General features: G+C 40.7%; 13 protein-coding genes and 1 pseudogene. 7 read left to right on the top strand and 7 right to left on the bottom strand.

Translation table 11 applies throughout. The features are described 5' to 3' along the window. Positions 1–203: 203 nt before the first annotated feature. The 3 genes from ykgR (at position 204) to ykgO (ending at position 1,182) form a co-directional block, all read left to right on the top strand. Complete coding sequence (gene ykgR / locus A31E_RS20635; protein ID WP_000662202.1) at positions 204–305, top strand: small membrane protein YkgR; 102 nt, start codon at positions 204–206, stop codon at positions 303–305. A 473-nt stretch (positions 306–778) separates the two neighbouring features. Further along, entirely contained in the window at positions 779–1,042 is a 264-nt protein-coding gene (locus A31E_RS20640) for a type B 50S ribosomal protein L31 (RefSeq protein ID WP_000812360.1), read from the top strand. Further along, positions 1,042–1,182: a type B 50S ribosomal protein L36 gene (ykgO, locus tag A31E_RS20645; protein WP_000866436.1), complete on the top strand. Its 141-nt coding sequence runs from the start codon at positions 1,042–1,044 to the stop codon at positions 1,180–1,182. The genes A31E_RS20640 and ykgO overlap by 1 nt, the downstream gene beginning before the upstream one ends. A gap of 94 nt (positions 1,183–1,276) precedes the next feature. Here the strand turns inward: ykgO and A31E_RS20650 are convergent, their stop codons facing one another. From A31E_RS20650 to A31E_RS20660, 3 genes are all read right to left on the bottom strand, one after another. After that, complete coding sequence (locus A31E_RS20650; protein ID WP_016248375.1) at positions 1,277–1,954, bottom strand: tetratricopeptide repeat protein; 678 nt, start codon at positions 1,952–1,954, stop codon at positions 1,277–1,279. A 59-nt stretch (positions 1,955–2,013) separates the two neighbouring features. Next, on the bottom strand, positions 2,014–3,309 hold the full coding sequence (locus tag A31E_RS20655; RefSeq protein WP_001143170.1) for a prolyl oligopeptidase family serine peptidase: 1,296 nt from the start codon (positions 3,307–3,309) through the stop codon (positions 2,014–2,016). 88 nt (positions 3,310–3,397) lie between these two features. After that, positions 3,398–4,045: an O-methyltransferase gene (locus A31E_RS20660; RefSeq protein ID WP_001515803.1), complete on the bottom strand. Its 648-nt coding sequence runs from the start codon at positions 4,043–4,045 to the stop codon at positions 3,398–3,400. Between the two features lie 145 nt (positions 4,046–4,190). Here A31E_RS20660 and A31E_RS20665 point away from each other — a divergent pair, with 145 nt between their 5' ends. Then, positions 4,191–4,868 (top strand): TetR/AcrR family transcriptional regulator, encoded by a 678-nt coding sequence (locus tag A31E_RS20665; protein ID WP_001515802.1) that lies wholly within the window; start codon positions 4,191–4,193, stop codon positions 4,866–4,868. A gap of 157 nt (positions 4,869–5,025) precedes the next feature. Here A31E_RS20665 and A31E_RS20670 read toward each other — a convergent pair whose 3' ends face one another. Next, a complete protein-coding gene (locus A31E_RS20670) occupies positions 5,026–5,799 on the bottom strand; it encodes an ABC transporter ATP-binding protein (protein WP_016248374.1) in 774 nt (257 codons plus the stop codon). Continuing rightward, entirely contained in the window at positions 5,796–6,863 is a 1,068-nt protein-coding gene (locus tag A31E_RS20675) for a FecCD family ABC transporter permease (RefSeq protein ID WP_001146466.1), read from the bottom strand. Before A31E_RS20675 ends, A31E_RS20670 begins: the two co-directional genes overlap by 4 nt. Before the next feature lie 209 nt (positions 6,864–7,072). On the opposite strand from A31E_RS20675, the gene A31E_RS20680 reads away from it, so the two are divergent. Together A31E_RS20680 and A31E_RS20685 are read left to right on the top strand one after the other, a co-directional pair. Further along, on the top strand, positions 7,073–8,125 hold the full coding sequence (locus A31E_RS20680) for an ABC transporter substrate-binding protein (protein ID WP_016248373.1): 1,053 nt from the start codon (positions 7,073–7,075) through the stop codon (positions 8,123–8,125). After that, positions 8,125–8,817, top strand: coding sequence for a substrate-binding domain-containing protein (locus A31E_RS20685; protein WP_016248372.1), 693 nt, complete (start codon positions 8,125–8,127; stop codon positions 8,815–8,817). Before A31E_RS20680 ends, A31E_RS20685 begins: the two co-directional genes overlap by 1 nt. Before the next feature lie 257 nt (positions 8,818–9,074). Here the strand turns inward: A31E_RS20685 and A31E_RS20690 are convergent, their stop codons facing one another. Continuing rightward, positions 9,075–9,689 (bottom strand): YagU family protein, encoded by a 615-nt coding sequence (locus A31E_RS20690; protein ID WP_001019913.1) that lies wholly within the window; start codon positions 9,687–9,689, stop codon positions 9,075–9,077. A 678-nt stretch (positions 9,690–10,367) separates the two neighbouring features. On the opposite strand from A31E_RS20690, the pseudogene A31E_RS0122115 reads away from it, so the two are divergent. Beyond that, positions 10,368–10,544: pseudogene (locus A31E_RS0122115) on the top strand (integrase); the annotation flags it as partial. 591 nt (positions 10,545–11,135) lie between these two features. Here A31E_RS0122115 and A31E_RS20695 read toward each other — a convergent pair. After that, positions 11,136–12,098 carry a restriction endonuclease gene (locus A31E_RS20695; protein WP_016248371.1) on the bottom strand — a complete coding sequence of 321 codons (963 nt, stop codon included), beginning with the start codon at positions 12,096–12,098 and terminating at the stop codon, positions 11,136–11,138. Between the last annotated feature and the right edge of the window lie 30 nt (positions 12,099–12,128).

The raw sequence follows: 12,128 nt of genomic DNA, 5'->3' as shown, positions 1-12,128 counted from the left end.
GCGGGGATCTTACAAGAAGAGCAGAGTAATCCTCAGGGCCAATTTCAGGTGTCGAATATGGATCACTTTTGTGCGATTAGTAATAATTGATGTAATACATCTTTTCAAATTTGTGATACACCTCAAAAAATTGGTTGACCAAACTCGCTATCTATATACAAGGCGCTTATGAGGTGCGCTCTTTTTAAAGCGAGGAAATACCAATGAAAGAGAATAAGATACAGGAAATCAGTAATAAACTGATTAATATTGTTGTTTTTGTTGCAATTGTAGAATATGCCTATTTATTCCTCCACTTCTATTAATTACATCAAAAAACAATTCCCTTAGGTGATATTTAATATATGTATCTTCTACCTCCTTCATAATAGCTATGCCTGTGGGAGAGGTATTTGTACTGTTTCAAAGGGAAGCTTAAAAAAACCGTATTTGTGCCGCACTGAAAGAGATTGCGCATTGAGTCAGCATTTTAGTTACCCAATGCGCATGTTGGTTCACTAAATTGCTACTTTGGCTGTGTGATAAATAATCAGCCGGTAAAGCAGAGCTTACCCACATTCTCAAATGCTTTCATACTGCTCCGCGGGTCGCGTCGTAAATCAGCAGTTCGGCTGCTGAATAGTGCCGTTACCAACGATAGCCAACAACATCTCTCACTTCCGGCACGTTCGGTTAGCTGCAGGAATCCCGCATATCCAGGTGGTCATAGGATTTTGTTGAAATTATCTGGACGAGAATGTATCTTTATTGTTATGTTATAACGTAACAGGAAGAAGTAATGAAACAAAATATCCATCCTGAATATCGTACCGTGGTGTTCCACGACACCAGTGCTGATGAGTACTTTAAAATTGGCTCCACTATCAAAACAGACCGTGAGATTGAACTGGATGGCGTAACGTATCCGTATGTAACGATTGATGTCTCTTCAAAATCACACCCGTTCTATACCGGGAAACTGAGATCCGTTTCATCAGAAGGAAATGTGGCGCGATTTACCCAGCGTTTTGGTCGTTTTGTTAGCACGAAAAAGGGGGCATGATGAAAGTCCTTAACTCTCTGCGCACAGCAAAAGAACGCCACCCAGACTGTCAGATTGTGAAGCGAAAAGGACGGCTATATGTTATTTGTAAATCTAATCCCCGTTTTAAGGCTGTTCAGGGGCGCAAGAAAAAGCGTTAACTCTGAGTTCGAAGGTTCAACAATACTTGTCTGGCTGGTCGCATAATCATGCCTGATTAATGCTGGTGTATTCAGTACGCCAGCATTAACTCATCTACTGCTGACGCTGTGTATTAGCTGCATCAATCGCTTTTTGATACCACTTTTCAGCCAGTTGGGGATTTTTCTCGACGCCCAATCCCAGTAAATAAATATCACCTAAAGCCACAAAACTGGGGGCAGTGATATGATCCATTCTGTTGATATGTTTAAGATAAAGGTTTATCGCTTTTTGGTAATCGCGCTCTACACCATAACCTTGCTCATAAAGTTTCGCCAGACGATACTGCGCCGTAATATCATTATGTTTATCGCCGTTCTTATAATATTCCGCTGCTTTTTTATAGTCCTGAGAAACGCCTAATCCTCTTTCATAAATAATCCCAAGATAACGTGCAGCTTTCATTTCTCCCGCTAAGTCAGCTTGCTCAAAAAGGCTTAAGGCTTTGGCATAATCAAACGGTACGCCATACCCATTAAGATATAAAATCCCTAAATCCAGTTTCGCTCGGGGATTTCCGCTGGCTGCTGATTTCGTCAACCATTTAAAAGACTGAGCGTAATTCACCGTTTGATTGTAGTTTCCATTTAGGTATGCTTCCCCCAATCTGGCTTGTGCTTCTGCATCTCCTTGAGCAGAGCGTGTAAGTATTTCATCAAAATTCATTTTTGATGCCGTATCTGCATATACAGATGCAGAAAAAAATAGAATTACAAATAATAATGTCTTCATTCTGTCTCTCGGCAAAAATGACTGCCAACACGTTACCTGATGACAGTCTGGTCTATTTTTTATTGTTTACGTTGGTTAAATAACCATTCGCGAATAGGTTCTATGCTGTAAGCAATACGCCATGTGTTACGATGCCCACTTGCCCCTTCTCGCGAAGAGTATTCATCAAATACACTGTCTTTTATAAAAACGGTATAACGGATATTAGTTTGTTCTTCAAACAAAGTGTCGGCAGCAAATCGATATTGCTCAGGCTCCCACTGGCCATTCCATGCCGCGCGAGAAACCTTTCCGCCAAATTGCTCAAGACGTTCAGTAATCGCGTTGAAGCTGGGAAAAGCTCCTGAATCATCCTCTGAGGCCATAAACCATAATTTGTTTTTAGCTATTGGAGCAACCTGTTCCGCATCCCACTTTCCTGCAACCAGGTAACTTGCTGTGAAAAAATCAGGATATTTAATATTCATGGCGATGGCCAGCATACATCCCCCTGACTGACCAGTAACATAAATACGCTCAGGATCTATTTTATATTCTTTTACCAAATACTGAACAAGATTTATTGTTGTATCAAGCAATGTTGAGGTACGCCAGTCATCATCAGCAATGATTTCATTATATTGAGGAGCTAAAACATAACAGGGGCGTTTCATTTGCTCTTCAGGTTCTGCCCAAATTACTGCGCCTAACCCCTGAAACAGAGTCGTTGTAACTTGTGCACTGGTAGCCCCTGCATCATGCATAAAAAGAACCAGTGGTAATGGTTTATTTTGTTCTTCAGGAATAAAGAAATTATATTTTAGTATTTTCCCGCTTTCTTTATCTTTATATTCATCTTGTCTAAAACTATCCACTACCAGATTTGAAACGGCGTTAGTTTCCAGTGTGGTATTTTGTGTGACGACAACAGCAGAAGCATCTTTATATTTAATTGTTTGGTTTAGTTTTTCTCCTGCAACCCAGGTAGGTTTACCTTGCCCTTGTTTGGGCGCTGCTTTTTGTATTGTTGGGTCCGTTATAGTTTCTTGCCATTCATTTTGTGGTTTGCTGTGTTCCAGTTCAAGTATCGCGTACTTACCTGATTTTGCTTCAACCAAAGCTGTTGACTGGCTGACAAATGTTTTATTGATGTGATAATTTTTTACACTAAACTCTATTGTTGAAAGTTCTTCCTTGTTTATAGGTTTTTCAAATTCTACAGCGATCGCAATAAGTCGAACTCCGTCACCAAAAACTTGTGTAATAGCTGTAGCATTTATTGCTTTGTTATTTGTGTTTGCAAATACAATGCGAGGCATTGAAACAATTAAAGCACCCGCAACACTTTTAATTAAAAACTCTCTGCGCGTCGGCATAAATGCCCCTTTACTTCTGATAAAAAGTAGATGAGTATCAGTATGAACAAGGACTATGATTTTTCAACTTTATCATTCGTACTTATATTTAACTTATCTTCAGTGCTAACTCTGTACCTCGTTTTATCGGTAATGTTATAGAAATAAAACCATTCTGTGGATCACGAACATAAGATAAAAAATCTGGTTCTGCGTTATCATTTAATATATATCCTCCCACTCGTAGCTGCGGCGCAACAATCTCAGTAACCTGACGAGCAAGACTTGGGCCATCAGCAAGAGGGAAACCATCAATAAGAATAAAATCGACAGGACCACCGAGATCTTTCAGCGTTTCTCTCGCATCACCGACACGAATATCAACAAAAGACGTAAGACCAGCCTCTGCCAGATTTCGGGACGCGACTTCAGCCTTTTCCCGAACCATTTCAGAACCAATCACCAGTCCGCCACCATTATCTTTCATCGCAGCGGCAAAATAGAGTGCTGACATACCTACAGAAGTTGCAAAGTCCACAACACGAGTGGCTTTCATTGCCCGGCACAGTAAGTAGATAAGTTCCCCCTGCTCTGGGGCTATGGAAAAGCCATAACCGGAAAATTTTTCAGGATCAAGTACAGGAGCTTCGCGAAACATCTCCTGCGGGGGATGTTTACGTTCATTATTCATGCGTTCCAGAACACGTATAACCTGGGGATCACGAATGGGGCTGATGCTATTATTTAATCGACTCATAAATAAGGACCTGTATTTTATGAAGTGATGTTACCTGGTTGTTTTCATACACCATGTTATGATCATTGCTTATGTTGTTGGTATAGTGATACCATTTTTGGTACTGGTCAAGTACCAAAAATGAATACAGGAGTAAATGTCTTTGATGAACAAGAGCGAAGTGAGTACACCGGTGCGACGGGGAAGACCCAAAAGTGCGGGACTTGATGAGCGTAAGAAAGCAATAGTTATTGGTGCGTATAGTGCCTTCATTGAGCTTGGTTTTGCCCAAACCTCAACCACAGAAATTGCTCGTCGGGCAAAAGTATCAAAAAGAACAATTTATGAAGTATTCAGTAATAAAAAGGAAATTTTTTCTGAAGTAATTAAAGAATATAAAACCCTGTTCCTCGATCTTCCAAGACCGGAAAACGAGATGCTTCCTATTAATGAAACTCTGTTTCGCATATTCCGATTAGATATAGGTCAGGAAGAAGCTAAAGAGAGAGAAGCACTCTTAAAATTAATGACACGTGAATCAATTCTTTTTCCAGAGCTTTCAGACTATTTATATGCCACTAAAACGCTTCATTCAAGAGAACTGTTAATAGAATGGCTGGATATTCAACAAGCTCAAGGGCGTATTGCTGTTAAAAACACGGGTAATTGCGCGGGGATGCTAATGGATATTGTTTTTGGCGCATTAATTCCTCGTCGATGGGTTTTGGACGTTAACGAAGATCAGACACTAACACCTGAAGGTCGTCAGCAGCAACTTGAGGAAATAAAAGAGCGTATCGAAACCGTTATACAAGGGATCAAAACTGAGCCTGCTCATCCATAGCATTTGATGGACGTTTTTTATGCAAATTACGAGGTAGCACTCATACTTTATACAAATAATCTTGCCATCAAAGATGAAACCGGCTTACTCAATCTGACTGATGAAAGTGTCGAAAAGCGCCGGAAGGCGCAGGATGAAAAATATTTAATACGCGTTGCTAATCCGGAATAACACCATCGACAATAAGTTGTAACAAGCCCTGAGAACAATGCTCTATCCGTCCACGAATATGATATACACTAGCCAGATTCTCTGGCGTAATGACCTCTTCTGGATTTCCGCTGGCAATAAGTTTACCTTTTTTTAGCATGACGACATAATCACCGTATCGTAATGCGATATTTATATCATGAACTACCATAACTGTGACTATATTGCGACTCCTTGTCTCGCTTCTGACTAAATCCATAACATGAAACTGGTGGTTTAAGTCCAATGCACTCAGTGGCTCATCCAGTAGTAATATAGATGGATTTCGGGCCAATGATTGTGCCAGCCCAACCAGTTGCCGCTGACCTCCGGATAATTGATCCAGATAACAAAAGGCCAGATGTTCTATTCCTAGTTGTCTGAGAATAGCTATTGATTGTGTTTTTTCATCTATGCTCCCTATCTTTGAAGCACGCAGAGCAACAAAAATAGATTCCAGCACATTCAAATGCACGTCATGCGGTAAGAACTGTGGTAGAAATATTGTACTGTCGGCACGGGCTGAAAATGGCATCTGCATAAGGTTGACCCCATCAAGAAATATATTACCGCTAACCTTATTCAGCCCCGCCAGGGCACGTAGCAACGTCGACTTTCCACAACCATTTGGCCCCAGAATGATGGTTATTTTTCCGCGAGGAAGTTCAGATAAACTAAGATCACATATTACGTTTTTTTTCTGATAACCCGCGTTTAATTTATACAGTGAAAGGCCTTTCATAACAAACTCCTGCGATAACGCAGAATAATACTAATAAATAATGGAACACCAACAAGTGATGTGACAATACCAATCGGGATAATGACACCAGGAATAATACTTTTCGAGGCAATTGAAGCCAGAGAGAGCACCAGACCTCCAGTTAATGTGCTTCCCGTCAGATAAAAACGATGTTCCTCACCAAATAGCATTCGGGAAATATGCGGAGAGACAAGACCAATAAAACCAATCGGACCAACGAAGGCTACCGACAATGCAGCAAGTAAACTTATACGTAACAGGGAAGAAAGACGCAGTTGATAAGCATTGATACCAAACCCCATAGCCCTCTCTTCTCCCATGCGCAATGCTGTAAGTTGCCATGAGCGAGAAAATGACCATAGAAAAACAATGATAAACACGCCTAATAAAACGCCCAGTCTGCTCCAGGATGCACGAGCCAGACTGCCCATTGTCCAGAATACCAGCCCCTGGAGAGTATCCTCATCCGCAATAAACTGCATCATTGCCACAAGTGCATTGAATGTGAATACCAATGCGATACCCAGAAGAATCACTCCCGAAGTTGCTATTCTTAGCCAACGAGACATGCTATCGAGTAATAAAGCTGACAGAAGAGAAAATATAAAAGCGTTTGCTGGAACAAACCATGTTGCCGATATACCAGGAATACCGATCCCCAGGACAATAGCCAGAGCTGCACCAAATGCCGCTGCAGAGGAAACCCCAAGTGTAAAGGGACTGGCTAATGGATTGTTGAGGATCGTCTGCATTTCTGCGCCCGCGAGTCCCAAAGCCATGCCAACCAGCAAAGCCATTAAGGCGTAGGGTAATCGGATTTCCCAAACAATGACCTGGATGCTGGTATCAGAGCTAAATGGATGCACTAATGCGTGCCATAACTCACTGACTGACAAACTGGAAGAACCCAGAATAATATCCAGAAATAGTGAGAAAAGTGTCGCCAGTGTTATTATTGAAATCAATATAATTCGTTTACGGACAAGTTGGTGGTACTGATACTCTATCGCATCAGGTGATTGTGAATAGATGAGGTACGGCAACGTAACGACTCCTTTATCTCTGCTATTCTGGCAATACGTCTTTGGGGTTACAGATAACTGAATTGAAAGTTTCTGCTGAACAAATAAAAATCACATTCTCTTCATATAACCACATCAAAAATATCCCCGAATCACTTTTCCCAGCGCCTGACTGGTGTTACCATTTCGATATATAACCATTTATATACCGATTTTTAGTGTGATGGAATATGAAAATAAATAATAAGTTGTTTTTATTAATGATTTTTTTGCTTTCTTTATCATTTACTACGCAAGCTGAACGAACTTTCACCGATCAGATTGGTCGTGAGGTGAAAGTACCCGACAAAGTTGATCGTATTGTTGTACTTCAACATCAAACTTTGAATCTTTTAGTGCAGATGAATGCCACCGATAAAATCGTGGGTGTTATGTCAAACTGGAAACAGCAACTTGGCAGCAATTATGCACGCCTTGCACCAGAATTAGTCAGCAAGGCATCATTAGGAGATTTAACCCATGTCGATGCTGAAAAATTGGTGGCCTTGCATCCACAGGTCGTTTTTGTCACCAATTATGCGCCGCAAGAAATGATCGACAAAATCAGTAGCCTTGGAATTCCAGCAGTAGCAATTTCTTTGCGGCACGATGACGAGGGAGAGAAGAATAAACTTAATCCAACAATGGCTGATGAAGAACAGGCTTACGTAAAAGGGCTATATGAAGGGATTATGCTGATAGGCAATATCATCAATAAGCCTGAAGAGGCTAAAGCGTTAATCAAGGCCACTGAAAATGGTCGTAATATTGTGAGTGAGCGGCTGCAGAATCTACCCGAAGAAAAGCGTATTCGTGCCTATATGGCTAATCCAGAATTGACAACGTATGGTTCCGGAAAATACACAGGATTAATGATGAAACATGCCGGTGCAGTAAACGTCGCCGCGTCCACCATTAAAGGGTTCAAACAAGTCTCAATGGAACAAGTAATTGCATGGAATCCTCAGGTAATTTTTGTGCAAAATCGCTACCCTGGCGTGGTGAATGAAATACGGTCAAATCCGCAATGGCAGGTAATAGATGCTGTCAAAAATCATCGTGTTTATTTGATGCCAGAGTATGCAAAAGCATGGGGTTATCCGATGCCCGAGGCTATGGGTATTGGAGAGTTGTGGATGGCGAAAAAACTGTATCCTGAAAAATTCAATGATGTCGATATGCATAAAATAGCCAATGACTGGTATAGAAAGTTTTACCGTACTAATTATCAAGGTGAAGAATAATGCGTGTACTTGCTGCGGGTAGTTTACGCCAGGTATGGAAATCACTTATATTGGGATTTCAGGATGATAATGTTCATTGTGACTTTGGTCCAGCCGGTATATTGAGGGAACGTATTGAAGCGGGTGAGAGATGTGATCTTTTTGCATCAGCGAATATGGCTCATCCGCAAGTGTTAATGGCCACAGGACATGCTTTGTGTATTAAACCTTTTGCCTATAATCGTTTGTGCCTGTATGTTCGGGCGAATAAACTTAATGCAAATGACGATTGGTATTCTTTATTAAACAGGGAAACGTTGCGAATCGGGACATCAACCGCGGGATGTGATCCCGCTGGTGATTACACTCACCAGCTTTTTGAAAATATGGGTAGTGTTGGAGTAAAAATAAGACAACGAGCGGTTGCATTGGTGGGGGGAAGAAATTCATTACCTCTTCCAAAAAATGTGATAGCCGCGCAGTGGCTAATTGAAAATGATTATACCGATTTGTTCATAGGTTATGCCAGTTACGCTCCCGGCTTACAATCAATTGAATCAGTAAAAGTTATAGAAATACCTGAACCTTATAATCCGATTGCTATCTATGGATTTGCCTGTCTGACCGAGAAAGCCAGGCCACTTTGCAACTTTTTAGTTTCGCCAGATGCCAGGGCGATACTTGAGCAACATGAGTTTATGTCATCACGTTGAGCCTACACTCTTCGCATTACAAACTATAAATACCATTATATAAATAAATCAGTTAATTCATCATAACTGCATTTCCACACCCTGTCCCAAAATATGTGAAACTTTATGAATCTCAGTTTTACCCAGTATGCGTATTGATACCTGCATAGTCCAGGAGAAAGTAAATGGCGATGTAGACGTATGAAAAGAAGAATAAAGCCACGGCTTTGATCTATAAAAATGGCGCTATATCTGCGCCATTTTTATCATTCAATTCGTTATCTGTTTGAACCTAAAGGGATCTCAGGATCAGGCTCGTGAGTAATTCTGTTTCGTAAATCTCTACGAATAATTTCAATAGACCAGAACCATACTAAATGTCCAAAAATTTCAGAGACATTCTCATACCACGGAAGATCAAAAAGAGGTGGTGTAAGTCCCATTAGAGGGAATGAAATCATATGAACAAAAAGTTGTGCTAAAGCGCCTGCAAGCAAGCCCTGCCAAAGTTTAATTTTGGGAAATACTTCGGCTACTACGCAATAACCAACAGCAAAAACTATCGAAAAGATTATGTGCGTTACACCAACCCAGTTAAAGACATGCCCGGCGAAGGTATAAACCGCCGAATTTGGATCTGTCAGTCCCAACCAATCCCGAAGAAAAATATACGGAGGATTGAGAAAGTTACGGGAGCAATCAATTTGTCCTGCCGCCCTGATTAATGATTCCGGACCACACGCTGCATTAAACATATCAATCGGACTACGTGGCGGCAATGGGACTTCTGCCCCCCACTTAACAAATGCTGAAACAACGCCAGCAATCAGCCCGATAAATGCAGCAAGACCATAACGTCTACGGTTCGGTGGAGTTTGCTCAAATATATTCATACTTACCCTGTTTATTTCATTACGTTAAAGCACCTCTTTAGGAGTATTCATAAAAATAATGAGAATGTAAAGAACTGTATTGTTTTGTATTGATAACAGGTTATTTAATAACCTGATAACGTATACTCCATAATTTCTCCACATTTTCATGTTAAATATAATAAAGAGAGTATGATGTTTCTCTCAGAGATAATTAATCATTCCTTTTGCCCACCTCAACGGTGGGCTTTTTTTATGCAAAGTCTAAAAATTACACAGACAGTAAAAATAATTCAAAATAACAGTAAGTTATCACTTATCCGACTGTTACAAACTACAATAGTTAATCTTTTCTGGTTATATTTTATCTGACTGCTAATATTTAAACAGACAGGCAAATTAATAAGAATTACTAACCATTCAACACACATACCACTGAAAGGTCACCAACCTGCCGCAGGTGGTAAAAATGGTATTGCTGCGGTTTTGTTGTGATTTTTATAAGCAGTATTGGTGAATTATGAACCATCAGCCCCATGCATGACGTGCATTTTTCCGAGTATCCTTGTTACTGAGCCGGGATGCCGGATAGTGCACGAATAATAAAAGTGTCTCAGCCGAAGAATAAACGGCTCCGCTGGATGGAGTCTCATGAAGCACAAAGGCTGATTGTTGAATTTGTATTGATAACAGACTTCGTTGCAGGAAATGGGAGGCTGGGAGTCTATCGAAATGGTTCGTCGATATGCTCACCTTTCAGCCAGACATCTCACCGGACACGCGAGCAAAATCGACGCAATTATAAGCCGCAATGACACAAATACGGCACAAGAGGAGAACGTGGTTTACTTAAAGCAAGATAATTTATTGATTTAAATGGTGCCGATAATAGGAGTCGAACCTACGACCTTCGCATTACGAATTATAAGAATCCGCTTCTAATTCAAAGCATTACCCCATCAACACTGCGCTCACACGTCCCACCACATCAAAACATGTAAAGCCTTGCAAGCCATTGCGAGGCCTTATGTGTCTCAGTTTTGTCCCACCTTGTATTACGACTTGCATAGCCAATGAAGATAAACGTGACGACAAACGGCTCAGCAGTCTTCTTTTCTTTCACGACTTCCCCACACCCAACATGCATACCTTTCTGCCATAACTGTAGTGAATGTCTGCTATGAGTGAAAAGCGGACATTAACTCCTTGCTTTTTGGCACTGAAACAGAGCGAAGCAGCATGTAAGCTGTTACGGATGCGCAGCGGTGACAACAGCAACTTCAATTAAGGAAATGCTCTTGGTTTTCGGGGAGACTTTTCGAGCGATATATGATAATGAAGACACTAAAAAACTGAACAGAAACGTCTAGCTCAATATGACTTCTGTTCAGGTATAAATGGTCTATTTATGTATTCTCTCATCAAATCCTTACTGAATACTCTCGAAGATGGCTAACGCCCCCTCTCTTAACCTTCATAGTTCATGCCGCCAAGATACGAAGGTATCATCATTAATGATTTAACCCTTTCTTTTTCTTTTTCGGTGAGATGACGACATGCAAATGGGTAAATATTGATCAAAAATGTCTTGAGTTCGTCAAATGCCTCATCTGAATATAGAGTCCCAGATCTTAACTCATTCATTATTGTCATGACCCATTTTATAAACACAGTTGGCATCATTACATCAGCTATATCTTCCCAGCCATCAATAAGGCCATTGTTTGTTTGTTTTCTAACATACTGCCGGAGTGCTTGGTCGCAGTTGCCTCGACACGTCCAAAAAATATGTTCATTATACTCTGGTTCTTTTTCGTAGTCGGTGCGGATTCTTTGCCATATAGTGATAATTCCCTTGTCGTCTTGAGACAGAAGCTCTTTCTTGCAAACTTTGCATTTTAAGCTAGGTTCATCGGAAAATATTCTTGCGGGTTTGGGGTTTTCTGTTTTCCACTCAGATAACGACTTTGGGAAGTACCTTTCGGCAATTTCCAATCCTCTGGAAGAGTGTAAAAGTTCCCTCTCTATTTTCTCTTTATCGAAAACCTGAAATTCAATTCGTCCTTTCAACCCGTCAAGTATTCCAGACAGACCTGCACTAGCAAGAGTTGAATAGAACCCGATAAATCCTTGGCAGTTATTCGCTATTACTCGATCAGTAATATTTGCATCATCTCCTGGATTAACTGAATTTCCACTATGAGCTTTATGCTTACAGCTTACCAACCAACGGATAATTGTTTCCCCGCCGACACCAGTCCTTTTTTCTTCGGCTATAATATCAACCCCACCGTCAGCCCCTCTATCTGGGTCAGATATAATTTTATATCCCAGAAAAGCTAAGAAGTCGCGAGAAAAAAGTTCAAATGTGTCTTGCAGCCCTGTTGCTTTATGAGCCTCTGGTATTTCTTTGAAGTCTAATACTGGCATTTTTATGGGGTCCTTAAGTTGTTAATGCTT

The sequence above is a fragment of the Escherichia sp. KTE159 genome (genome assembly GCF_000408805.1).
Taxonomy (GTDB): domain Bacteria; phylum Pseudomonadota; class Gammaproteobacteria; order Enterobacterales; family Enterobacteriaceae; genus Escherichia; species Escherichia marmotae.
This window is presented reverse-complemented; position numbering and strand designations above follow the sequence as displayed.

Excerpts from the sequence above, each read along its gene's own strand:
- A31E_RS20660 (WP_001515803.1), bottom strand. The coding sequence starts at position 4,045 with ATGAGTCGATTAAATAATAGCATCAGCCCCATTCGTGATCCCCAGGTT.
- A31E_RS20695 (WP_016248371.1), bottom strand. The coding sequence starts at position 12,098 with ATGCCAGTATTAGACTTCAAAGAAATACCAGAGGCTCATAAAGCAACA.
- A31E_RS20650 (WP_016248375.1), bottom strand. The coding sequence starts at position 1,954 with ATGAAGACATTATTATTTGTAATTCTATTTTTTTCTGCATCTGTATAT.
- A31E_RS20685 (WP_016248372.1), top strand. The coding sequence starts at position 8,125 with ATGCGTGTACTTGCTGCGGGTAGTTTACGCCAGGTATGGAAATCACTT.
- ykgO (WP_000866436.1), top strand. The coding sequence starts at position 1,042 with ATGAAAGTCCTTAACTCTCTGCGCACAGCAAAAGAACGCCACCCAGAC.
- A31E_RS20690 (WP_001019913.1), bottom strand. The coding sequence starts at position 9,689 with ATGAATATATTTGAGCAAACTCCACCGAACCGTAGACGTTATGGTCTT.
- A31E_RS20680 (WP_016248373.1), top strand. The coding sequence starts at position 7,073 with ATGAAAATAAATAATAAGTTGTTTTTATTAATGATTTTTTTGCTTTCT.
- A31E_RS20665 (WP_001515802.1), top strand. The coding sequence starts at position 4,191 with ATGAACAAGAGCGAAGTGAGTACACCGGTGCGACGGGGAAGACCCAAA.
- ykgR (WP_000662202.1), top strand. The coding sequence starts at position 204 with ATGAAAGAGAATAAGATACAGGAAATCAGTAATAAACTGATTAATATT.
- A31E_RS20670 (WP_016248374.1), bottom strand. The coding sequence starts at position 5,799 with ATGAAAGGCCTTTCACTGTATAAATTAAACGCGGGTTATCAGAAAAAA.
- A31E_RS20655 (WP_001143170.1), bottom strand. The coding sequence starts at position 3,309 with ATGCCGACGCGCAGAGAGTTTTTAATTAAAAGTGTTGCGGGTGCTTTA.
- A31E_RS20640 (WP_000812360.1), top strand. The coding sequence starts at position 779 with ATGAAACAAAATATCCATCCTGAATATCGTACCGTGGTGTTCCACGAC.